Here is a 23,981-nt window from a genome sequence, read left to right on the forward strand (position 1 = left end):
TTTCGGATATCTCTATTTTTTGCCCAACTTGCTTTAAGTTCATGTCACTCATAAAAATAGCTATTTTCGAACAATAGGGCAACGATTAAAATAATAGGACCATGGTATGGATGAGGAGATGCAGCAATGAACAGGAAATGGCGAACGTTCCACCCCTTTTTTGCCCGAATGAATTTACGTAAAAAGATAGTAACCATCTTCATCCTGCTTATCACGATACCATTGACCTTACAGGGATTGATCTCCTATTACGAGTTCTCCAGCACCATCGAGAGGAGGACCGCTGACTCGACGATTCAGATTGCCGGCCAAATCAATCGCAACCTGGATCGGACCTTAGTAGAAATGCAGCGTCTTTCCCTGATGCCTCTCTATGACCAAAAGGTATTGTCTATTTTGGACAAATACAGCATGCCGGCGTATCAGCAAACGCGTCCCACGCTAGAAGAAATGGAAAAAATGTTTCTCTATATATCAGGATTGGCTTATAACCGTTCTGAGGTGAGAGGGATACAGGTCATTGCCAATAATGGCTTTATTTTTACCAATGTGGATTCGACCCGAATGCAATTCTCCGTGGATGTGCGGAAGGAAGCGTGGTACACCAAAGTCAGTCAAGCGGATGGCGCCTGGGCCATCATTCCTCCGCATAATCCGGATTACTACATGGAGAACAACCCGCAGCAGTATTTCTCCGTCGCCCGCTTGATCCGTGAGCCGAATACGAATCGCTTGCTCGGGCTGATTAAAATTGATATGAAGATGGACGTATTCAAGCAGATTTTATCGAACGTGAAATTTGAGGAGAAATGCAGCCTCTCCGTAATGGATAGCAACAATGAGCTATTTTACAATGAAAGAAGCTGTACGCAGGACCCAACTATGGAGCAAATCTTGCTCGAAACGAAGCTGCCCAATGAAAGCTTTGCCAAGGACGTTACAGTTCAGGGCAAACGTTTCTTGACTGTGGTCGATTATTCCGATTTTACTGGACTCAAAGTGATCAGTTTTATACCAGTAAGCTCGCTTCTCAAGGATACGATAACATTACGTAATTTTACGGTCCTGCTGGCCATAGTGTTTTTGGTAGCTGCCGGGCTGCTTGCTATCTATTTTTCATACCACATCAGCCGACCGCTAGACAGGCTCAAGAAAAAGATGATGCTCGTGCAGCGGGGAGACTTCCAGCAAACTGTCCCTGTGGAATCACAGGACGAAATCGGTCAATTAAGCAGAGGATTCAACCGGATGACGGAGGAGATCGACCGCTTGGTCAAAGAAGTATATGAAATTGGACTGAAGGAAAAGGAGGCCGAGCTCGCAGCGCTGCAAAGTCAGATTAATCCTCATTTTATATATAATACGCTGGAGTCCATTAACATGATCGCGATCGGAAAGCAGAACTATGAGGTATCCGATATGGTGACCGCACTCGGCAAAATGCTTCGCTACACCGTAGATAAGTACGATCGGATGGTCCTGTTAAAAGAGGAATTGGACTCCGTCGCGTCGTATGTCAAAATCCAAAAGATGCGTTACGGGGACCGGCTTCGTGTCGTATTTGACTTGGAAGAAGGGATTGAGCGTTATTCCATTCCGAAGCTGCTGCTACAGCCTTTAGTTGAAAATGCGATCTATCACGGAATCGGCGAACAGGAGCAAGGAGGTACGATCTGGATCACCGCTCTTCGCTTTGAACATTATCTGCTGGTTACGGTCAAGGATGATGGGGTCGGTATGACAGATGAACAGCTGGAGCATCTTCGCGCATCGCTTGCCTCGACATTGCCTTTGGAATCAGGAGAACACGGGCTCGCTTTGCGGAATATTTATCATCGTTTGATTCTGATGTTCGGAGAAGAATACGAGCTGGACATTGATGCAAGTCCAGGAAAAGGCTCCGCATTTACTATTACAATACCTGTTATGGAAAGGATGAATGAATATGATCAAAATTCTGCTGGTTGAAGATGAAGAAATCATCCGAAACGGATTGAAAAACTTAATCGCCCAAGTGTCCACGGATTTCCAGATCACCAAGGAAGCTGCAAATGGGCGGGAAGCGCTGGATTATTTGCAAAAGGAAGTACCGGATTTCATCATCACGGATATTCGGATGCGTGAAATGGACGGCTTGACGCTAACCGCCAAAGTACGGGAACGTTATCCTCAGATGCCGATCCTGATCATTAGCGGATACGGCGACTTTGAATATGCCAGACAAGCGCTCCGATACGGAGTCACCGATTATTTATTGAAGCCGATTGACCGCTTGGCCCTGGTTTCGGTATTGGATCAAATACGGCGGGGCTTGGTGCCCAAGGAGGGAAATGCGTCTTTGCCTGGGGAAGCAGCGGATAAGGATGAGCTCCCTCTGAAAAATGACAGCCGACGACTAATCCGCAAGGTCAAAGAGTACATTCAAGGAAATCCCGATAAAGACCTGCGGCTTCAGGTTCTTGCAGAGTACGTGAATCTGAATCCGGCTTACCTCAGCCAATTGTTTAAACAAGAAGCCAAAATCCATTTGTCCGATTTTATCACGGATATCCGAATGCAGCGTGCGAAATATTTGCTTTTGAATTCCGACCTGAAGATTTACGATGTGGCTCGGCTCTCCGGCTACCAAAGCCCGAAGCATTTTATGCTGCTCTTCAAACAACAGGTGGGCAAGACTCCTGGCGCATATAGGGAAGAAGGAGAATTTTAGATCTTCTATACAAAACGTACCAAACCCAAATGTGAAGTGATTTATTTTGTAAAAGCGCTTTCAATATAATAGGACTATCAAGATCATCACTAAATGGGGGGAAACAGAATGAACGCATCGAAACGTAAGGCCAATATCATGCTCAGTATATCGGCCATACTCGCGGTTCTGGTTGCCGGCTGCAGCAATTCCGGTTCAGGAACACAACCAAGTGCAGCGCCAACCGGCAGCAGTGCGACACCTGACACAAGCAAGCCTATTCAGCTCAAATTTTTAACTTGGGGAAATCAGGCCCACCTCGATCTGTACAAGACTTTAATCGATAAGTACAGACAAACCCATCCGAACATTACGGTGGACCTGCAATCTGTCCCTTTTCCGGATTATCAGCAGAAGATTTCGGTATTGGCAGCAGGACGCGAGCTTCCTGATGTCGCTTGGTTATCCGAGCGTATGGTTCCGCAGTTTATGGCCAATGGGATTCTGCAGGACATTTCCAGTGTGAAGCAGGATGCTTCCTTTAAGATGGATGATATTATCCCGTCCACTCTGGATTTGTTCACCAAAGACGGGAAATTGTATGGGTTGCCATTCTCGACGCCGCCTAGCGTTATGTTCTATAACAAGGACCTGTTCGCCAAAGCAGGACTGGCTTCCCCTAATGATCTTGCCAAACAAGGCAAATGGACTTGGGATGAATTCGTAAAAGACGCTAAGGCACTTTCAAGTGGCACAGGGGCTAACAAAATCTATGGAGCGAACTTCTTCCGCGATTGGAAAACATATATTTTGCTGTCCAGCTACTCCTGGTCCAACGGAAGCGGCCCGTTCGATAAAGGCATGACCAAATTTACATGGAATGATCAATACGGAATTGAGACGCTGAAAATGCTGCAAACCATGATGTTCGTCGATCAATCCCACCCTAAAGCAGGTGAACAGGTCAGCTTCGAATCCGGTAAAATCGGCATGTTCTTCGATGTATACAGCTATGTGTCCAAAGCAAGGACGATTAAAGATTTCAAATGGAGCATCGCTCCGATGCCGTCCGGTCCGAAAGGCGCTGTACCGATGCTCGGCCAAGCCGGATATGTCATGTTCAAAGGCAGCAAGTATCCTAAAGAATCCGAAGAATTCATGAAATTCCTGGCTAGTGAGGAAGGTATCAAGGCAACCCAAACGTTCTTCGTACCTCCGCGCAAGAGCGTGCTAGGCTCCGATGATTTTCTGAAGCAGCCAGGAAACCCTGATGCGGCAGACATTAAGCAAGCCGTAATTGATGAAATGCCGAAGGCCATCGTTCAACCGGGGCACGTCAATTGGGAGAAAATCGATAACGAATTGCTTGCAGGCTTCGATCAGCTTTTCAGCCAAACGGCAACGCCGGAACAAATCGTAAAAACGATGGAAACCAAGATCACCCCACTTTTGAAATAGGTAACGTGCGACGCGGTTCGTTGTAAGCGGACCGCGGTTGTACAAAAAGAAAAGGAGAACCCGCAGATGAATCGTTTGAAGACTTCTCTCCATCAAACCAAATTGCAATTGTTCGTCAGCCTTCCGGAGAATGACGCGAGATTGGCGAAAGCAGCAATCGAAGAAGGTGCGGACGGGCTGAAGGTGCATATGAATGTGGGTCACCGTGCCAGCGGGACCAGCTTTGGAGCACTATCGGAGTACAGGGACACGTTCAGGGAGATTCGTTCCTTGTTCCATGGTCCTTTAGGTATAGTGCCTGGAGGATCTATAGAGGCCATTCTTCCCGATGAAATAGAGGAGCTACCCGAGCTTGGGATTGACTTCTACTCCATTTATGCTTGGCACCTGCCGTCCTTTTTGCTGAAATCAGGCAAGCTGGCGTCCACTTTTGCTATTGATAACCGATTTGACCTCCGCTTTCTGGATGCGGCCAAATCCTTTTCCATGCTGGAAGCTTTGGAAACGTCCATCGTCCCGGGAGAGGAGTACGGATCACCGCTTAGTTTTGCCGATTTGTTAAAATACCGCTGGTTGGTAGAGAATGCCGGTTTGCCCGTCATCGTTCCTTCCCAGCGTAAAATCGTTCCTCAGGATATTCCTGCTCTAAAAGATTGCGGTATTCAAGTCCTGCTGGTTGGAGCTGTCGCAATAGGAAAACATGAGGACGAAATCCGGCGCATGGTTCACGTGTTCCGCAATGCGATCGACAGATAGGGGGACGAATATGAGTGGCGAACTAGCTGCAGCTATCAAGAGGAAACATCCTTTATCCCGGGAAGCTGCTATCACCGGATGGCTGTTTGTAGCGCCGATGGTTCTTGGTTTTATCATCTTCCTTATTGCTCCTTTAGTTATGGCTTTTTACATGAGCTTGACAGACTGGCCGATACTTGGTGATGCACAATTTATTGGTTTTGCTAATTACAAAGCAATCATCGTAGATACCGAATTTTGGAAAATACTAGGGAACACATTTTATTTCTCGGCGGGCCTGGTGCCGCTGAATATTATTCTGGCTTTGGGGCTTGCGCTGCTCCTGGCAAAAGGAAAGCCTGGCATGGGTCTATTCCGCACCGCCATATTCGTGCCGGTCATGACTTCGCTCATCGTGTGGGCGATCGTCTGGAAGTATCTGTTTGCGACGGACACAGGCTTTATTAACCAGCTGATTCAGTTGTTTTTTGGCGTTCAAGGCCCTGCCTGGCTGTACAATGCACAATTGGCTATGCCTGCCGTTATTGTCACCAGCGTGCTGAAGAACGTCGGGCTCAATATGGTGCTGTTTATCGCTGCTTTGCAGCAGGTTCCGGCTCAGCTTTACGAAGCGGCCAAAATCGACGGGGCAGGCCGGCGGACCGCTTTCTTTCAAGTGACGGTACCGATGATTACGCCCACGATATTTTTGACGGTCATCATGACTGTCATCGGTTCGTTGAAGGTATTCGGCCAGATCTACGTGATGACTCAAGGCGGACCAAGCGGAAGCACGAAAGTGCTGGTGTACTATATTTGGGAAAAAGCGTTCAAGCTCTTCGAGTTCGGTTATGCGTCGGCTCTAGCTTATATTCTCTTTTTCATCATCCTGATCTTTACACTAATTCAGTGGCAGCTTAGAAAAAGGTGGGTGTTCCATGAAAGCTGAAGGTGCAGTCTTGAAATCATCGAATTGGATCGCCGGCGCGCTGCATTATCTGGTGCTAACCTTAATATCGGTTGTAATGCTGATCCCGTTTTTATGGATGGTGTCGACTTCGCTTAAGGAACCGGCCAAAATATTCGTATTCCCGCCGGAGTTTATTCCATCTGCGATCCGTTGGGCGAACTACACGGAAGTACTGAACAACACGCCTTTTCACTTATATTATTTTAACAGTGTCTATATTGCGGTTGTGGTAACCGTTGGGACCGCCTTTTTTGCTTCGCTGGCCGGGTATTCCTTTGCCCGGATCCCATTTAAGGGGCGAGATCTCGTGTTCCTGTTATTGCTTAGCACCATGATGATTCCAGCCGAGGCAACCGCGATCCCGATGTTTTTGTTCATGCGCGATTTAGGGTTCAACAACACGCATGTTCCCTTGATCGCTCTGCCCATTTTCGGCGCGGAGGGAGCCTTCGGCGTATTTGTGATGCGGCAGTATTTTATTGCCATGCCAAAGGACCTGGAGGAAGCCGCTATGATCGACGGCTGCTCGCGAATGCGCACATTCTTCGAAATCATGCTTCCGATGGCCAAGCCGGCGATCGCTTCGCTGACGATCTTTACATTTTTAACAACCTGGAATGATTTCTTCAATCCGCTTATTTTTATCAACAATCGGAGCTTGATGACGCTACCATTGGCGCTTTCCCTGTTTACAGACGAGGCCGGCACGGCGTGGAACCTGCTGATGAGTGCTTCCGTTATGGTAACGCTGCCGCTGCTGCTGGTTTTCTTCTTTGCGCAAAAGCAGTTTATTCAAGGCATTGCAATGACTGGGTTAAAGGAATAGAGGAGGAACGAGATGAACCGCATTTTAGAAGCTGATGTCGTGGTTGTCGGAGGCGGGCCTGCCGGCATTAATGCAGCCATCGCTGCCGGAAGACTAGGGGCATCCACCATTTTAATCGAACGCTATGGTTTTTTGGGAGGGATGTCGACAGCCGCCTCCGTCTATCCGTGGATGACCTTTCATACCGAGCAAGGCAATCAGGTCATTAAGGGAATTGCGCAAGAGCTGGTCGAACGGTTAATGGCGCAAGGAGGCTCACCCGGCCATCTTCGGGACACAGTGGGATTCGTTCACACGGTAACACCGTATCATCCCGAGATTTACAAGCTGGTTGCCATCGATATGCTCAAGGAAGCGGGCGTGCGGCTGCTGCTGCACAGCTTTGTGGATGCAGTTGAAGTGGAAGACAACCGAATTCGATCCGTACAAGTGACGGGCAAATCGGGGCACTACCAAATCCGTGGGAAGATGTTCGTCGATACCTCTGGAGATGCGGATGTGAGCTATTTATCCGGGGCTCCTACGCTGCAAGGGCGTGAAGGAGATCACGGCACCCAGCCGATGACGATGAAATTCCGGATGCGCGGAGTGGACCTGGAGGCCGTTCGCCGCAATATGATAGAGAACCCGGACAATTTTTATCGGAAAACTCCTTTTGATGAGCTGGATCACATTCCATTGACAGGAGTTCAAGGGTTTTATTCGCAGTGGAAAGCGGCCAATGTCCCTATTAATCGGGACCAGGTTCTTTTCTTTACCGGCCCCGCAGAGGATGAGGTATTGGTGAACTGCACCCGTGTACAGGGGTTGGACGGCACGGACATCGAGGATCTGACGAAGGCCGAGGAGGAGGGCCGCCGTCAGGTGATGATGATGGCCCAGTTTCTGCAAAACTGGGTTCCCGGTTTCGCCAAGGCAAGCATCTCATCGGTGGGAACACAAATCGGGATCCGGGAAACGAGACGCATTAACGGGCAGTATAGTCTGACCATTGAGGATGTTGTGTCGGGAAAACGGTTTGATGATGTAATCGCCAGAAGCGGGTATCCGATCGATATTCACGATCCCAAAGGCAGCGGGGTTACAGCCGCATGGATTGGCGGAGACGGAGCTTACGATATTCCGTACCGTTGTCTTGTACCGCAAAAGATACGGAACCTTCTGGCAGCAGGGCGCTGTATCTCTACTTCTCACGAGGCACTAGCCACAACCAGGCTAACTCCGAGCTGCATGGCCACCGGCCAGGCTGCGGGAGCAGCCGCTGCTCTTGCCAGCGCAGAGAACTTATCCGCCGCAGATGTGGACGTAAAGAAGCTGCAGCAGATTTTGCTTCAATCGAATGCCGTGTTAGCTTAATTGGAATAATTGGAAGAGTCCTTTTGAAGAGACTAGGATAAAAAGAGGATAGCAAAGAGGTGATTATCAAATGTGAAAAGTTGATAAAATGCTACAATTTAGGTTTGCAGTTGTTACTGGAAAAGGATTAGTTAGAGGGAAGATTCTACACAAATTCAAACAAGAGATTACGTAGATCATAACGTAATGTCTAGGTTGACGATCTTCACATTGCAATGTAATTTAACATTGCCAGTAATGGCGATTGTCAGGTGATAAGAACATAGTTTCATTAGAAGTCGCATGTAATGCGGCTTTTTCATTTTATGAGCAGAAGAGGATGGAAGAGGCTCACCTAATAGGAGACGATAGATCAAAAAACTACTAAGACCCGGCTGCCGGCATCGATCGGCAGTCGCGTTACGCTAACGGGCAGATTTACGTCATTAACAAAGGGATTTGATACTTTACCAACGAAGTATTTAATAAATGTTGATAGGTGAAGTATCTTGAGTGTTACAACAAATACGAAACAGATTGGAATGTTGAACACAGAATGAGTGCAGCAAGCTCTTTGGCTTAGAACATGGTGATACAAGTTATTACAAAATATAAACGGGTACGAGAGCTCAATAAATTACGGAGGCAGCCGGCCGGAACGATCGGCTGCTTTTGCCCATTTGTCCTAAATTTTTTACGATTCGGGAACCCGGAATGGGGATGCCCTGTCTGTTTCAGTAGGAGGGGAACTTAGTGGAGGAATACGAGTATCTACAATACTTATCATCCAACATCGAGTCCTTTACACTGGATCATTTGATGCGGGATTTTGGAAAGGATGTTTGGAACTACGCCTACTTTTTAACTCGGGATCGCCATGCGTCTGATGATATCTCTCAAGAAGTATTTCTGCGGGCGTTTCGCGGTGTAAAGGACTTCCGAGGAGAGTCCACCGTGAAAACATGGCTGCTTAAAATCACTCGTAATCTGTCCTATAATTACCGAAATTCCGCCTTTCTGCGGCGTGTAATCCTACTTGAATGGATAAGGCGCAAAGAAACCGTAACATCAGCTGAAAACGAGTTTATGGATCGAGAAGCTGCGAACGTTATTTGGCGGATCATTTTGGAGATGCCACTGAATTTTCGGGAAGTTCTCTTGCTGGATATTCGGCATGAAATGACGACTCGGGAGATGGCAGGGGTGCTTGGGGTATCGGAAGGAACTGTAAAGTCTCGCCTGCACCGTGCTCGCACTAAGGTTTTTAAAAAGCTTCAGGAGGTCGGGGTCCATGAGTAAACCGGATTGGTATAAGCAAGCAGGAATAGAGCCCTTTAAGCGAAATCACTTTCATGGCAAACTTTCAGCCGACACCAAAAGCAGGATTGGAATGGAGAAGCAAGCTCCTTCCAGGAGCAAGCGATATTTGGGCGGAGTAGCAGCCGCGGCACTGGGGATTTTTGTCGTTGGAATATCTCTCTTATCGAACACCGGATCGGACAGCTCCTCCATGCCGCCTGGCCAATCTCTTGCGGCAACCCCTATTATCGAAAAGTCGTCGGCACTGATTCGAATGATTGACCGGAACAACGGCTGGGCGTTCGGAACGAGTGTAAAACGTACGAATGATGGCGGTCAAACATGGATAGACCGGACACCGCAGGGGTACGACAATTCAAGATTTGAACCGTTCCTTTTTAACGAGCGATTGGCCTGGTTCATTGTCCGCCCTGCCGATAATGAATCGAATTGGACTATATATCGTACGGCTGAAGGAGGTAATTCTTGGAACTCCACCACGCTTCCTACAAAAGATACTTGGTCTGTTCCGGGGGTAAACACGGCGTTTAATCTCTACTTTGCTGACGAGAAGACAGGGGTCATTTCTTTTATTTCCGACCCGGCGGGCGGGCCGGTAAAAACCGCTTTATATCAGACAACAGACGGTGGGCAGACGTGGAAGTACCTCAGTAAAATCGCGCCGGACGGCGTTCTCGTTTCCACCCCATCAGGGATGTCCTTTTCCGATAAGATGCATGGGTTCATTTCCTTTTTTAATTCAAAGGACAACCAGCCGGAGATTTACGCGACATCTGACGGCGGAACCTCTTGGAAGCGACTGCCCTTAGATTTGCCTCAAGACATCAAAGAAGCTGCGTTTATCGCCGAGCATCCTCCTCAGTTCTTCGGAAATGCTAAGAAGGAAGGTGTACTGCCGGTTTCTTACAGGACCCTTAATAACGAAAAAGCTGGCATCGTTTGGTTCACAACTGAAAATGGTGGAGCTACTTGGAGCCCGCCGGTGTCCCAAGATGGTGCCCCTATCGTTACTGCAAAAGACGGCAGCGCCCCGCAAGGTTTTCGTCCAAGCACGGCTTTGGATCTTAAACATTTTTGGATGATTGATTCAGAAGCAGGAATTCTTTACGGGACATCGGATGGCGGGGGACATTGGCAAGTACTGAATAGGTCGCCTCAATTGCGGAATGCTGCAGAATTAAAATTTGTAGATGAAAAGATTGGCTGGGTTCGGGGAGAAGAGTTTTTTTTACAATCTGAAGACGGCGGAAGGTCATGGAAAGAGGTTCAATCGACGGCCTCGCTACAACTTTGAACCATACGGCTTTAATGGAAAGGGTGTCCGAGATATTGGTTGTCGGATCGGCATGGACCTGTACCAGGTCAGCGCGTGCACCTTCGGCAATACGGCCACGATCATTAAGACCGAACCGACGGGCCGGTTTCGAGGTAGCCAACTGAAGCGTTTCTATCGGAGTGAATCCGGCCTTAACCAGCAATTGCAATTCATGATATGATGTACGCTGGCTCCATGAGCAAGGCCGCCAAGAGTCGGCACGCAGGTTTGAACCTAGCTGAGGCCAGTTCGGGGAAGTGTCGTGGAACGATGGCCCTCAGCAAACGGAGGCGTCCAGTCTGCGTCACTTTATTTATCTCATGACAATTGCAGAATAGAAACAGGGTGACCCAAGACCAACGTCTTAGTCACCCTCTTCAAGTTATGAATTACTCTCTTGCAGCGTCTCCATCATCGCATAAAAATATTTAGGGTCGCCAGAAGTGAAGTAGTTATACCAAGCTTCTAACGTCTCTTCCGCAAACAGGTCCAGCAGCGCGATAACCTCGCGCGCTAATTCTAGTGCGCCGGCTGAACCGGTTGTGATCAGATTGCCATCTGTCACGATTTTCTCGTTTTTATATCGAGCAGCGCCTTTGTACGAGGGGCTAAATAAATTCAAATACTCCAGACTATTGCTCGTATGCTGACGGTCATCTAGCAACCCGGCATCCCCAAGCGCAAGTGTCGCCCCGCATATGGCAGCAACATTGCCACCGGCGTTCAGCAGTTGTTTTGCTTTTTCGATAATTGGCCCATTCATGGGATCTTTCCAATTGTCGGCACCCGGCAAAAGCAATATCGCCGATGTTTCATGAGTGATCTCATCTACTGTCAGTTCCGGCACGATTGTCAGCCCGCCCTTTGTCGTGATAGGACGGTTGGAAGCTCCGACAGTTCGTACGGGAAGGCGACTCCCGCGATGTTTGAAATATTGACCGGAGTTGAGCTCTGCAGTAACAAAGCCAAGCTCCCAGTCCGCCATCGTATCCAGTACATAAACATAAGCGTATTTCATAACTTCCTCCTTGATCATCTATGATTCCACCAGTTGAAAGGATGTTGTTGCTAGAGGCAGTCCTATAAACTTGCAATATTGCCCGGCAGCCTCGATCACGCGCTCTTCTCTGTCCTTTAGAGGTGCGAATAGATGAAATTCGATGTCGATCCCTTTACTCTTAATGGTTCGTTTCCATAAGCCGGAGACTTGGCCGTCGATAACGATGGTGGGCATGAATACCCCGTTATTGCCCGGGACAACATGGCGGGCATGCGCGGCGTTTAATACCGTACTCCGGTCTTTGAAGCCAAGCAAATATTCATCAAATCCCGGAAGCAGATAAACACTCGGTTCTTCATCCATTACGAATGCCGGGGCGTTATCGGTTGTCCAATATTCCTGCCCGCCGATTTTCTCCGACACCAGCCGGGATTGCGCAGCTTCTACGCCTTGTCTTGCGTCAGAGAGTGTGATCCCAGCCCACCAGGCTAAATCTTGTACGGTTGCCGGCCCATGACTCGCAAAATATCGTTCCGCAAGCAAGGCGAGCGCTTCGCTCCGGGATAACTCCTTGGCGGCAGGCACCCACTCATCTAGCAAAACAATGGTTTGCTGCTTGCCTTCCCTCGGCCCGAGACAAATGTGGCCGCTCTGCGCAAGATACCATAGAAGGTGATAGCCTCGCTGGTTTTTCGTGTGAAATCCGTTATCTTCCAGCAATTGCATAAGATCGGGACGAGATATCCGCTTGTTCCCTTGCAGGGCATCATAAATGATCTGCCTGCAGCGCTCGATGATCTCCTGATTAAGCTCCAATTGCGCCTGTCTTCGCCCATCCTGTGCCAAAATACGTGGAGCCAAATGTTGGAGCATCCATCTTAAGTTCTCCGGATGCACGCAATGAATCGTACCGCGCATCGGCCAAGTCAGAACAATCTTACGATCCTCGATGGATTGCTCAATATCCGCCACAGTAACAGATTGCGTACGCATTCCAACAGCCCACAGGGCCTGATGATAATCTTGCGCCTGCAGGGCGCCGAGGTGCTGGACAACATGTTCGCAATTGTCCATCTTCCTGCCAGCTATGAGCAGATTGTGCATACGTCGATAGGAAATGCTTCGTTCCCTCATGGATTCCATTATGAGCTTCCTCCCGAATCAGAATAATGTATAGGGATAAATCGTATCAGTTCATTGGCCAGCAGTTCGGGTTCTTCCAGCGCTGCAAAATGACCGCCACGGGGCATTTTGTTATAGCTTCTCACATGTACCGAACGTTCAGCCCAGCTTGCGGGGAACTGGATTTCGCGCGGGAAGAGCACGATACTTGCCGGTACGCTTCGTGTCGCTGTGATCAGCGGAGCGTTATCTTCATTCGCTTGATTGGCCATTACAATTAGCCGATACATGCGTGCGGCAGATCCGGCCGTCTCGGTCAGCCAATAGATCATGATATTCGTGAGTAGTTCGTCCCTTCCGCCGAATGCATCATCTACGGTCTTGTCGCCAGCTCCCGAACGGATCATGCTGACGATCCAAGATGCCAAGCCAACCGGCGAATCGTTAAGTGAATAGGCAAGCGTTTGCGGTTTGGTAGCTTGCAGCTTCAGATAGGCGCCTTCTGACTGAACCCAGGCCTGGGTGTCTAACATAAACTGCCGATCGGCAGGGGACATTTCAGTACTATCCTCTTTTCCGGTTGGATAACCAGCGTCCGTCAACAAGATCGCTTTCACAACGTCGGAGTGATGTATGGATAGCATGGTCACGATGCCAGTGCCGATATCCCCGCCGCAAGCCGCGAAGCCCTCGTATCCAAGTGTTTCTGTCATCAGCTTGGCAAACAGGTGGGCGACTCGCTTCGGTGCTGTGGTTTTTCGATCCGAAAATCCAAAACCGGGAATCGAAGGCACGACAAGATCGAAGGAGTCGGATAACAGAGGGATCATCTTGTGAAATCGGTAGAAGCTGTCGGGCCAGCCATGAACGAGCAATAGCGGCACCGCATTTGGATTTTCGCTTTTAACATGCACGAAATGAAGGGTCGTACCCTCTATAACCGTCTTGTATTGTGGTAAGGCATTTAATCTGGCTTCATGAATACGCCAGTCATACTGCGTTCGCCAATAATCGATTAATTCCTTCATATAACCGAGATCTGCACCCATACACCAGCCTTCGCCGGCCGCTTCGTCGGGCCACCGTGTATGATCCAGCCGCGTTTTCAAGTCTTCAAGATCTGATTGCGGAACATTGATTTTAAATGGAGTAATAATAGCTGATCTCCCCTTTCCATCTACAGAATGTAATAGCTGCTTTCTGCATTGTAAGGGAACGAAGGAGACACTGTATTGTATATTTTTTCCCGAGATCTAGTCCGTGAGTGGAATGTGATTGGGGTGCAGGCTTTCTATAGCGCGATACTCGGTCGGATTGAGGCTGGAAAAGGACTGGAATTCTTTAATAAAATGGGACTGATCATAATAATCGCAAGACATGGCAAGATCGGCCCAATCGATATCCTTGCTCTGTCTGATTAGACGTACCGCCTTTTGAAAACGCATTAAACGACTAAACCTTTTGGGTGTTAGTCCCACTTCGTCCTTGAAAATTTGAATGAATCGTTTGGCGCTCATGTTAACCTGTTCAACCATGTTCGTAATGGATTCGGTGTATTGCGGCTGCTGAAAGGAGGCAATCGCAAACTGAACGGCTGAATGCGATGGCCTCGACCAATCGCTTCGTAACAGAAAGTATTTTTCAAGGATACGAAATCGATCTTCCACCGTGTTGGAATAAAGCAGCTCATCGCGCAGATCTGTAGCCGCTATCCCCCATAAATCATCCAACGAGACGTGCGTATCTTTTAACGCAATAGAAGGCAGCTTTAGAAGCGGCCTAACGCCGCCGGGCTTGATATGTACGCCAATCATGGACCGTTCGCTTGAAGAATCCGTTATATAATAATCGGTGTGAGGCCCGCTAATCACGGAAGCTGATAGTGTCGTCTCGCTGTCATATCGATTGTGTATACGAGTATTACGATCATACAGATCAATGACGAGATCGATCGAGCCGTCCGGTAGGGTGAGCCTTCTCGAGTGCGGCGGATTTTTCCCTGTATAGGACCAGAAGTATGCGATGAAGGAAGACAAAGGAGGCCGGGGGAAATAGGTCTGAAATGGCATTGCTGTTCAGTCCTTTCTGTCTCATTGTTTCTTCCGTTCCATTATACCAGATCATTTTAAGATCCCATAAAAGAATGCCGCACAGCGAGTGCGAGCAGCGCAATGATCGAGATCAAGAGGTTGCAGGTATTCTCACAGCCGCGGTAGCCATATCGAATGTGCTTGTAGGAGTCAATGCTTCCCAGCTGCCGATGAAGGGGCACATTGCTACCCGGATGTTCGGAGAATCCGATTACATCAACAGGAACATTTGTTTGCATTCGGTGCAAAACATGGTATGCTAATGTGTAAATTAACATGATTTCGGGTGAGAGCAAATGCTACCGATTATTCGCATTTCCGTACGTGCACTGGTCGAATACGCGTTTCGCAGAGGCAGTCTGGAGTCAGGCTTTCATGCAGCACCTACGTTCTCAGAAGGGACGCTTGCGCATCAGAAGCTGCAAAAGACGTATGGAGATTCGGACCTCAAGGAAGTACCGCTGCAGCAGGAAATCGAATGCGGGGACTTGCGTTTTCGGCTGGAAGGGCGCTGCGATGGCATCCGATTCCCGGAGAACGAGCTTGTCACCATTGAGGAAATTAAGTCCACCGTGCAGGATATAAAACGTATTGAGGAACACGCGCATCCCGAACATTGGGCGCAGGCACAATGTTATGCGTATATGTATGCCGTGAAGGAAGGCTTATTGAAGCTGGGCGTGCAATTGACCTATGTACAGCTGGATACTGACGAACAAATTCATTTTCGGAAGGAGCAGACGACCGAGGAGCTAGAAGGTCTAGTGCTCGGAATGCTGCAGGTATACACACCATATGCAAGATGGATGGCTAAGCACGAACAGGAACGGAACGAGAGCGCACGGAGCCTGTCCTTTCCTTATCCGGCCTATCGGGAAGGGCAGCGTAAGTTGGCCGGTGCTGTGTATACGGCGATCGCCGAAGGGAAAGATTTATTCGCAAGAGCTCCGACCGGAACCGGCAAAACGATCTCGACCTTGTTCCCGGCTGTTAAAGCGATCGGGCAAGGGCATCTTCAACGGATCTTCTACATAACGGCCAAAACGATAACCCGGACTGCGGCGGAGCATGCGATGCGCGCTATGGCGGATGCTGGCTTACGGATGAAGACCGTCACCCTGACGGCGAAGGAAAAAGTATGCTTCAAGGATGAGGTGCGCTGCTCGAAGGAGTACTGTGAATACGCAGATGGCTTCTATGACCGGCTTAACGGTGCGATGCTGGACATGCTGGAGCATGAGGCATTGATGGACCGCGAGGTGATCGAACACTATGCACGCAAACACCGGATATGTCCGTTCGAGCTGTCGATAGAAGCAGCATACGCCGCGGATGCGGTCATCTGCGACTATAATTATGTGTTTGATCCGCGTGTGTCGTTGAAGCGGTTGCTGCAGGAGCAGCGCAAGCAAACTGCTCTATTGGTGGACGAAGCGCATAATTTGGTCGACCGGGCAAGGGACATGTTTTCTGCGGAGCTAATAAAATCCGGTTTTCTCCATCTTCAGCGGGAAAGCAAGGGCAAGCAACGAGAGCTTGCCCAGGCGGCGAAGGCCTTGAATGAAATATTCATCGAACTGCGCAAGAAGGTGGGGGAGCGGAAGCATTCGCTGCTTGACGGCCCGCCGCAAAGCTTGCTTGAACGGTTAGAGTCGTTCACCGAAGCAGCCGAGCAGACGCTTGTTGCAGGCGGGGAAGAAGATCTGACGATTTTGAAGGATGTTTATTTCGCGGTACAAAGCTTCCTTCGAATCGCGAAGTTGGCGGACGAACGGTTCGTCACCTATGCCGAAGTCGAGCGCAGCGAGGTCAGAGTCAAGCTGCTATGCCTAGATCCGTCCCAGCTGCTGCGACATATGAGCAATGGCTATCGGGCCAAAATTTTTTTCTCGGCAACGCTGTCCCCATTCGGCTTCTACATGGATGTACTCGGTGCGGGGGAGGACGATTATACGTTTGCGATTCCATCCCCCTTCTCGAAGGACCAATGGGAGGTGAGCATCGTGGCGTTATCGACGCGATACCGGGACCGTGAAAGCTCGATGGCTAGACTGGGATCACTGCTTCGCGAGCAAATCGGCAGTTGTAATGGTTGCTACATGGTCTTTTTTCCTTCGTTTGAATATTTGAAGGCCGGAGTGGCCGCGTATGAAGCGGAAATGCCGGACGCTGATATCCTTGTTCAGACCCATACGATGTCGGAAGAGGATCGGGAGCGGTTTCTGGACGCGTTCCAGGCGGGAAGGGAGCGAACGTTAGTCGGCTTTGCCGTATTGGGAGGCATATTTTCGGAGGGGATCGATCTTCAAGGGGACCGGCTGACCGGTGTCATTATCGTTGGTGTGGGACTACCACAAATCGGACTGGAACGTGATCTGATGAAAAACTATTACAACAGAACAGGACGGGACGGCTTTGATTACGCCTATGTTTTTCCAGGCATGAACAAGGTGCTGCAAGCGGGCGGCAGGCTGATTCGATCGGAGCGGGATCGTGGTTCTCTCGTGCTTGTCGATGATCGGTATTTACAGCCCAAATACATGCAACTGCTTCCTGAGGAGTGGCGCGTTTAATTGGTAAAATCGGGATATGGTGTAGTTAGTTCAATAGCAAAGTTCGAAGTGAGGCTGCCGCGAAATTGATCGGTAGCCTCATTAAGCTTTTGGGCAGGATAACGTTACATCTAGTGAACGAAAACGTATAGATGTTAATGAAAACATTAATTGGATTCGTTAACGATTTGGAAAATGCTCGGGTGAAACCACTTCGAAATCCGCTGTCAAAGCCTCTTTAGTATCATGTATATCCATGATGGAGACTTCTTTGATAATTCGGTATTTTCCTGGCTCCAGATCGTTGATAGTCACTTTCTGTTCATATGTTTTTCCCGGTTCCAATCCTATGCCCTCTAATGTGAATGCTCTTCGATTAGGCACGTCTTCCCATACCGACTGATTATATTTTTGAAAAAGGAGTTGAAATACCATTCATTCGATTTAGATGTTGAAGGGTTTAGTAACGGGAGACGATAGTTTGGAGATGCCGCGAGAGCAGCTCCTATTTAGTATTCATTGAAGTAATGGGGAGGTTAGTGTAAGCTCATACTCGGTAAACCGTGATATAAGTTACGACGAAATATTTGGCAAAACGACTGCAAAGGCTCCTTTATCAAAACTTCCTAGCAACAATGAGATATTCTTGAGAACTTTTCTTCAAGCAATCCGTTTCGACAATTGAAAAATTCCCCTTCTCAATTGTATCGACTAAATTGCGTATTTTAAATGATCTTATAATCGGCATTAAACCAACTCTACCTGCAATGTATAACAAGTTTCTTAGAAATATCTTTTCTCCCACGCATGGTGTTGCAGAAATTAATAATCCTCCTGGTTTCAACAGTTCATTCATTCTTTGTAGAACGATACATTCATCTTCCAATAAATGCAGAACATGAAAGGCCAAGATGACATCAAATGATCCTTTCTCATACCTTTCATCAAAAATGGTTGTGTGAGCATAGTTTATATTTGTGATGTTTCGTTCTTTTGCCTTTTTTTCGGCAATTGCGATCATATTAGAAGATATATCAATCGCATGAATTTCTTTTACGTCTTCGGCAATATCATTGGATATTAATCCAGTTCCACAGCCGTAATCCAACACCACGTTGCTTATTTTGAGATGCGTTTTCGTTCGTTGTATGATTTGGAGGTAAGTTTGTTCATCCTTCATCTCGATTTGATCATATTGACTTGCGGTTCTGTCCCAAAAACGTTCTGATTTATTCATTTCCGTTTCACCTTCTTTTCTAGAGCGCTCATCTTAAAGGAATACTGGATCCTGTTCCACCCGGTTGAATCCTTTAATGATTAGCCATATAGCCAAAACCAATTGTTGAAAGGCTATTGGAATGTTCAACATCATGTAGGTTGCATCCAGACCGATGAAGCGAATCATAAATAGTAAGCTTGCCAATATGGACAACATAGACCCGACAAGACCTAAAACGGACAACCAACGTGGGACGATTTTTGTTTGGTAAAATATGCAGTTAAACAAGAACATAGCCAAAACAAATGCCAGTGTCGTTGCCACATGGTTCACCAAATCACGTACTTCCCGTAACAATTCACCCAGGATCTGAAAATACGAACCATTCAGAGCTCCAACTTTTGCAAATTCGTGGCTTAATGTCAGTAGCAACAGAAGAGTGATTACACCCATAATAATAAACACACCCGCAATGATGCCGAAAGCAACAGATCCAAGAGCTAAATCTTTATGATGCTTACTTAAAATCGGATACATCAAAACAGGAATACCAACATAGGCAACAACCATTAACAATTGGAAAAAGGCTCCTATTAGCACCTGATTTTCATTTGTAGAAGCCTTGACAAGGTAGTCTGCTCCATCTATAACAGGAACAACACTAAATATACCTGTAACCAACCCGGCTATTAATAACAACCCAGAAATTATTGCAGACCTTCTACCTGAATTTGTACTATTCTTCAACTTAATTAACCTCCTTTTCTATAATAATATAATTGAGCGATATGCCTCAGTAGAACAATTTCATGAGTAGCTAGGATTGCATGACACCTATAAGGTTATAACAAACAAAAAACCGCTGAATTAAATGAAAGCCTGGGTATCTATATGTTTGTCATATGAGGAATGGAGGGTTGTATCCGCATGGTGTTCTCCGAATTGACTAAAGATGAAATAGAAGAAGAACTTGCTGAAAAAATTGAGGACCTGTTAACAAGGATCGATTAAGCTATATGCTAGCTTGCTGAATGGGATGAAATGTATGTTATAATGGCGCAAAGGCATTTATGTTGCTAGGTCTTCAATGTGTAAAATGTTACGTACGATAAAGGATTATTTATTTTTCATTCAAAAGACGGTGACCTAATTCAAGGGACATTGGATGAAATAGTCTCTGCATGCACTATGCAGGTACTCACTCTAATACAGTGACTGAGGATGAGATTGAAATGTCTTTTTACTCAATACGTCCTGTTTAATTTATTGAAGTAACGTTCAATCAAACAGCGGCAATCTAGATGTGTGATCCGGGCAACCTCCGGGAGTGCTTTTTATAAAGGCATTCCGATCTTCTTCTTATTTTCACATGTTTTTCAGTCTTTCAAAGCCTGCCGTTAAAAATAAGACTCTATAGAGTTTTTCATATGATTAACGAGTGCGGTTACCTCGCTTTCCAGCCCTTCCCAACGATCAACATACTCTCCGCGATAGGCCCTTTTTGCTAGGTTGAGTAAAGTCGCATGCTCTTTTGGCAACTGAGGTATGGCCCATTCAGCAGCTACATCCTTTGATGAGATTTCGCCGACAGCCATTGTCAGCCACATTCGGGCAAGGGTTAAAATTACGTTTCGCTCGTCGCCCTTGGTACTCTCAATTAATCCTGGCAAAGATTCTATAATCGCCCTTCGAATATGTGTCATCGGCAAGGGTTCAAGTAGATCAGAAGCATCAGGACCAAAAAGAGAAACGCTATTCTTTCTCACTTGTGCTAAAACAATAGCCAAATCAGGGTTATAAGTTGGTTCCTGAATTTGTCCATTCTCAAACTCATCCCTGAGCCACTCGCCATAGATATATTCATGTTTTGGCGGAAATCGCCAGGGGACAACTTCTTCATGAATTACTACCGTGACTTCAAGCGGTCGCACAGAATCAGCATTTCCTACCTTTCCGGATATAGACAGGAGTCTGTCTGTTAGTTTTCTGCGACTTACTTCAGTCAAACTTTGATTTACAACCACGAGGACATCTACATCACTATTAATGCGTAAGCCACTGGTTACTGCAGAACCAAATAGATATACCCCGACTATTGCACTGCCAAGCAGCTCCTCTACAACGTTAAATGCTTGGATCGCTTCCTTCGGTATTTTTTCTTTATTAAAGTCACTCATCAGCTACAACTCCCCTTGTCTACCGAACAATTTGACTTGCCTTCGTTCTATTCATCCTGATTACATAGCCTAATGAAACAAGGAACTCCAGCGATCGTCCAGGAGATTACAACCGCAGTTATAAGCGTTCATTAATTCGGATCAACAATTCCTTTAAGGTCTGCTTCTCCTCTTCGGTAAGGACTTGAACGATCTCGTCCTCCACCTTTTGGAAGGAGTCGTAGAAGTCTTCAATCAATTCAACGGCTTTTGGTAAAACATAAATATTTTTTTGCCGTTCATTATTGGCTGGAACTTTACGCTCGATAAATCCTTTTTGCTCAAGAACTTGAAGTATGCTTGTAATGCTTGCCCCGCGCAGATGAAACCGATCGGCAAGATCCCTCTGAATTAATTCAGTTTCTTGATTCTCATAGATATAGCCAATTATTTTTCCTTGTTGAGCGTTTAATCCTAACTCTTTTATGCTATCGTCCGCTTTTTTCTTTAACTTAAGGCCAATAATCTGAAACAAGTCCAGATAAGGCGTATCCTTGCGAGGCTTCATGATCGTACCTCCCCATATTGTTAGAAATTGTAAAATGGAGAAGGAAATATGTATGACAAAGGTTCGTGGCGTTAAACGTCACGGGCCTTTGTCTTTTTCCACCGATGAATCCCCGCAATCCCAGTATCAAAATGTATCCTACCTTACAAGAGTAATCGGATCATACAAAAAAGTGCGTACTACTCAAGGGTAGGGGATTCTGATAACCTAACATACAGAACGATCGATCCATATTTCGCAGAGCGGTACGGTCGTTTATAGAAATCATAGGTGAGGTGTGAAGGTATGCAGGAATACCAAGTTACTTTGAAAGATAAGCGAATTGTATGGGGGAAGGCTATCGATATGGGGTCTCTAATCGGCAAATATCCTGGCGACTCCATCAGACAGGGGGTGAATGAGGCCTTGGATTGGAATCTGCCTGCCGGTGTATACCGGGCAAAAGAGGTCGTTATGGAGCTCGATAAGATGCTTGAGGCAATACTGATACAGCTTGGCGAACCGATGAACGGCGATCCGACGGTGCTCTTGGACAGCCTTCAAGCCAATTTGGCGATTTCAGGACGTTTGTCATCTTTGCCACTGGGGCCATTGGCTCTCGAGGATAAAGCTGGCGCCGAGATTACGGCGCAGGCGGTGCGCATCGGCGAGCGATTGGTAAGCTGGGCCAGGGAAATAAATTCCGAGAAAAACGCGCTCGCCAAGTATGGACCGGAAACGCTCGGAAAGCTGGAATTTCGCAGTCACTGTTATGGCCACCCCCTGATCCCGGAAGCCATCGCTCAGGTATGGGGTCCCTATGGCGGTCCAAAGATCATGCAGATTTATAATGAATATCTGCACCAATTCGTTCTGCTGCGGGATGCCTTGCTTCCGTTTGCCAATTGGGAGGAAGTTCCGTTTGAAGTCAAGGAACATGCGGGCTTCAAAGGACTGCGTTTTCTGGAGCCGGCCAGGGAGATCTTTTTAACACAATTGCTCGGGAAAAGGTTGACGCACAAATCGATTATCCGATATGCGCAAAGTGTCGTCAGCTCGGGTTTGACTGATGCCGGTTACGGTCCGAATAGAAACGACAATGCCGATGCCGCATTGGCTAAACGAAATTCCGTTAGCTGGCACCTAGCGGCAGACATTCTCGCGCATTCCGGATTGGTGACGAATATAGATGGCATTCATTTTATTCCTAGCGGTGGAAATGAACTTGTATTATGGGCGTTACTAGGCAAACTGTATCCCGAAAATGTGGTTTTATTGGACAAAGGAGATAAAGAGGAGCTGGAAGCGGCTTATGTTTCCGGCAAAGGGTTCGGGACGCAATTTTTAGTGCTGTAAGTCTATAAACCAAAAGAGATTTATTGTCCATCCGGATAGGAGCAGGAGGAGATTTATATTGACTAGACAACACAAGCTGCTGACGTTTACTCTATTTTTATTGACTTTTGTCCTGGGAACCAGCGAATTTGTGATGGTCGGATTATTAACCGAAGTGGCTTCGGACATGAAGATCGCCATATCTGCCGCAGGCTCCCTGGTGTCGGCTTTTGCCCTGTCTTTTGCCATAGGTACTCCGATCTTCACGGCGTTATTCAGCCGATTCTCCAAGTATCCGCTCATCCTTATTTTGATCGGTGTATTTATTGTCGGGAATATGGTCACGGCGATGTCCGGGTCGTATGCTCTGCTTTTAGCTTCTAGAGTGGTCACGGCCGTGGTTACCGGCGTCTTGATTGCGCTTGCGATGGCTGTAGCCAGTGAAACAATGCCTCTGGAAAAAAGAGGACCGGTGATCTCCATCATCTTTACGGGTTTCACCGTAGCTAGTGTCCTAGGCGTCCCTCTTGGCACTTTCATCGGGCAATGGGGAGGGTGGCATATGTCTTATTGGTTTACTACGCTATTGGGAATCGTTTCATTGCTAGTGAGCCTTGTAACCATTCCCAGAAGACTGAAGGGGGCACGAAGTTCACTCCAAAAGCAACTCCGATTATTCGCCTATCCCAGAGTTGTACTTGCTTTCTTTATCCCTGCGTTAAGCATTGCAGCAACGTATAGCGTCTATACGTATTTAGCCCCTTTGCTCCAGGATGTGCTTTTTGTGCCGGCACGGTATATCAGCCTCGTCTTTTTACTTTATGGTGTCGTGTCCATTTTCAGCACGCTAATCGGGGGGAAGCTGGCTGCCGGTGGCGGGATGGGAACAATTCGCTATGTATTCCTGGCTCAGGCCGTTATTCTCGCGTCGCTATATGTATCTTCCCGCTCGCTTGTCGGAGGACTTGTCAGCATCTCATTTATAGCTCTCGTTGTTTACCTTATGAACTCGACGATGCAGTTGTATTTCATTGATTGGGCCGATCGGCATGTTCCCGAGGCCAGAGATTTGGCTTCGTCCTTAACCTCCGTATCCATCAATGTCGGGATTGCCATGGGATCCGTTTTGGGAGGGTTTGTCACAACGAACATGGAGCTTAACGATCTTTCCTGGTCGGGGGGAATTGTAGCTGTTTTGGCATCCGTGCTGGCTTCGATCAACTATCGTTTAGATCGGGGAACTCGCAGGACATCTAAAGAGGAGCACGAGCTGCGCAGTCAATACGAAGGAAGCCTGTGATCGCGGAATATA

General features: G+C 47.5%; 22 protein-coding genes and 1 pseudogene. 13 read left to right on the plus strand and 10 right to left on the minus strand.

Going from position 1 to position 23,981, the window contains the following annotated elements; all coding sequences use genetic code 11:
* The first annotated feature begins 126 nt into the window (after positions 1-126).
* The 9 genes from B1728_RS19175 to B1728_RS35820 all read left to right on the plus strand — a co-directional run bounded on the left by B1728_RS19175 (position 127) and on the right by B1728_RS35820 (position 10,627).
* Positions 127-1,968: a cache domain-containing sensor histidine kinase gene (locus B1728_RS19175; RefSeq protein WP_079912010.1), complete on the plus strand. Its 1,842-nt coding sequence runs from the start codon at positions 127-129 to the stop codon at positions 1,966-1,968.
* Positions 1,946-2,710, plus strand: a complete 765-nt coding sequence (locus B1728_RS19180) for a response regulator transcription factor (protein ID WP_079912011.1) — start codon at positions 1,946-1,948, stop codon at positions 2,708-2,710. The genes B1728_RS19175 and B1728_RS19180 overlap by 23 nt, the downstream gene beginning before the upstream one ends.
* A 108-nt stretch (positions 2,711-2,818) precedes the next feature.
* Entirely contained in the window at positions 2,819-4,147 is a 1,329-nt protein-coding gene (locus B1728_RS19185) for an ABC transporter substrate-binding protein (protein WP_225948364.1), read from the plus strand.
* Between the two features lie 66 nt (positions 4,148-4,213).
* On the plus strand, positions 4,214-4,903 hold the full coding sequence (locus B1728_RS19190) for a beta/alpha barrel domain-containing protein (RefSeq protein ID WP_079912012.1): 690 nt from the start codon (positions 4,214-4,216) through the stop codon (positions 4,901-4,903).
* Between the two features lie 10 nt (positions 4,904-4,913).
* A complete protein-coding gene (locus B1728_RS19195) occupies positions 4,914-5,831 on the plus strand; it encodes a carbohydrate ABC transporter permease (RefSeq protein WP_079912013.1) in 918 nt (305 codons plus the stop codon).
* On the plus strand, positions 5,821-6,678 hold the full coding sequence (locus tag B1728_RS19200) for a carbohydrate ABC transporter permease (RefSeq protein ID WP_079912014.1): 858 nt from the start codon (positions 5,821-5,823) through the stop codon (positions 6,676-6,678). Before B1728_RS19195 ends, B1728_RS19200 begins: the two co-directional genes overlap by 11 nt.
* A 12-nt stretch (positions 6,679-6,690) precedes the next feature.
* Positions 6,691-8,034: an FAD-dependent oxidoreductase gene (locus tag B1728_RS19205; protein WP_079912015.1), complete on the plus strand. Its 1,344-nt coding sequence runs from the start codon at positions 6,691-6,693 to the stop codon at positions 8,032-8,034.
* A 732-nt stretch (positions 8,035-8,766) separates the two neighbouring features.
* Positions 8,767-9,312, plus strand: a complete 546-nt coding sequence (locus tag B1728_RS19210; RefSeq protein WP_256865423.1) for an RNA polymerase sigma factor — start codon at positions 8,767-8,769, stop codon at positions 9,310-9,312.
* Entirely contained in the window at positions 9,305-10,627 is a 1,323-nt protein-coding gene (locus B1728_RS35820) for a WD40/YVTN/BNR-like repeat-containing protein (protein WP_144027923.1), read from the plus strand. The genes B1728_RS19210 and B1728_RS35820 overlap by 8 nt, the downstream gene beginning before the upstream one ends.
* On the opposite strand, the pseudogene B1728_RS37245 reads toward B1728_RS35820, so the two are convergent.
* From B1728_RS37245 to B1728_RS19235, 5 genes and pseudogenes are all read right to left on the minus strand, one after another.
* Positions 10,617-10,870: pseudogene (locus B1728_RS37245) on the minus strand (amidohydrolase family protein); the annotation flags it as partial. The gene B1728_RS35820 and the pseudogene B1728_RS37245 overlap by 11 nt on opposite strands.
* 160 nt (positions 10,871-11,030) lie before the next feature.
* A complete protein-coding gene (locus B1728_RS19220; RefSeq protein ID WP_256865424.1) occupies positions 11,031-11,684 on the minus strand; it encodes a DJ-1/PfpI family protein in 654 nt (217 codons plus the stop codon).
* On the minus strand, positions 11,685-12,791 hold the full coding sequence (locus B1728_RS19225) for a winged helix DNA-binding domain-containing protein (RefSeq protein WP_256865425.1): 1,107 nt from the start codon (positions 12,789-12,791) through the stop codon (positions 11,685-11,687).
* Positions 12,791-14,023: an epoxide hydrolase family protein gene (locus tag B1728_RS19230; protein WP_306293542.1), complete on the minus strand. Its 1,233-nt coding sequence runs from the start codon at positions 14,021-14,023 to the stop codon at positions 12,791-12,793. Before B1728_RS19230 ends, B1728_RS19225 begins: the two co-directional genes overlap by 1 nt.
* Positions 14,024-14,839 (minus strand): helix-turn-helix domain-containing protein, encoded by an 816-nt coding sequence (locus B1728_RS19235; protein ID WP_079912017.1) that lies wholly within the window; start codon positions 14,837-14,839, stop codon positions 14,024-14,026.
* Here B1728_RS19235 and B1728_RS19240 point away from each other — a divergent pair.
* Together B1728_RS19240 and B1728_RS19245 are read left to right on the plus strand one after the other, a co-directional pair.
* A complete protein-coding gene (locus tag B1728_RS19240) occupies positions 14,833-15,123 on the plus strand; it encodes a hypothetical protein (protein WP_144027924.1) in 291 nt (96 codons plus the stop codon). The two genes, B1728_RS19235 and B1728_RS19240, sit on opposite strands and share 7 nt — an antisense overlap.
* A gap of 33 nt (positions 15,124-15,156) precedes the next feature.
* Positions 15,157-17,433: a helicase C-terminal domain-containing protein gene (locus tag B1728_RS19245; protein WP_079912019.1), complete on the plus strand. Its 2,277-nt coding sequence runs from the start codon at positions 15,157-15,159 to the stop codon at positions 17,431-17,433.
* Positions 17,434-17,592: 159 nt separating this feature from the next.
* On the opposite strand, the gene B1728_RS37350 is transcribed toward B1728_RS19245, so the two are convergent.
* From B1728_RS37350 to B1728_RS19265, 5 genes are all read right to left on the minus strand, one after another.
* Positions 17,593-17,847 (minus strand): immunoglobulin-like domain-containing protein, encoded by a 255-nt coding sequence (locus B1728_RS37350; RefSeq protein WP_368665238.1) that lies wholly within the window; start codon positions 17,845-17,847, stop codon positions 17,593-17,595.
* A 181-nt stretch (positions 17,848-18,028) separates the two neighbouring features.
* A complete protein-coding gene (locus B1728_RS19250) occupies positions 18,029-18,649 on the minus strand; it encodes a class I SAM-dependent methyltransferase (RefSeq protein ID WP_079912020.1) in 621 nt (206 codons plus the stop codon).
* 33 nt (positions 18,650-18,682) lie between these two features.
* Positions 18,683-19,378: a DUF4386 domain-containing protein gene (locus B1728_RS19255; RefSeq protein ID WP_079912021.1), complete on the minus strand. Its 696-nt coding sequence runs from the start codon at positions 19,376-19,378 to the stop codon at positions 18,683-18,685.
* A 650-nt stretch (positions 19,379-20,028) separates the two neighbouring features.
* Positions 20,029-20,808, minus strand: coding sequence for an aminoglycoside nucleotidyltransferase ANT(9) (gene ant(9) / locus B1728_RS19260; protein WP_079912022.1), 780 nt, complete (start codon positions 20,806-20,808; stop codon positions 20,029-20,031).
* A gap of 118 nt (positions 20,809-20,926) precedes the next feature.
* Positions 20,927-21,355: a MarR family winged helix-turn-helix transcriptional regulator gene (locus tag B1728_RS19265; RefSeq protein ID WP_079912023.1), complete on the minus strand. Its 429-nt coding sequence runs from the start codon at positions 21,353-21,355 to the stop codon at positions 20,927-20,929.
* Positions 21,356-21,640: 285 nt separating this feature from the next.
* Between B1728_RS19265 and B1728_RS19270 the strand changes: the two genes are divergently transcribed.
* Both B1728_RS19270 and B1728_RS19275 read left to right on the plus strand, forming a co-directional pair.
* On the plus strand, positions 21,641-22,690 hold the full coding sequence (locus B1728_RS19270) for a hypothetical protein (protein WP_079912024.1): 1,050 nt from the start codon (positions 21,641-21,643) through the stop codon (positions 22,688-22,690).
* A gap of 58 nt (positions 22,691-22,748) precedes the next feature.
* Positions 22,749-23,969 carry an MFS transporter gene (locus B1728_RS19275; RefSeq protein WP_079912025.1) on the plus strand — a complete coding sequence of 407 codons (1,221 nt, stop codon included), beginning with the start codon at positions 22,749-22,751 and terminating at the stop codon, positions 23,967-23,969.
* Positions 23,970-23,981 lie beyond the last annotated feature (12 nt).

The organism is Paenibacillus sp. 32352 (assembly GCF_002042965.1).
Taxonomy (GTDB): domain Bacteria; phylum Bacillota; class Bacilli; order Paenibacillales; family NBRC-103111; genus Paenibacillus_S; species Paenibacillus_S vulneris.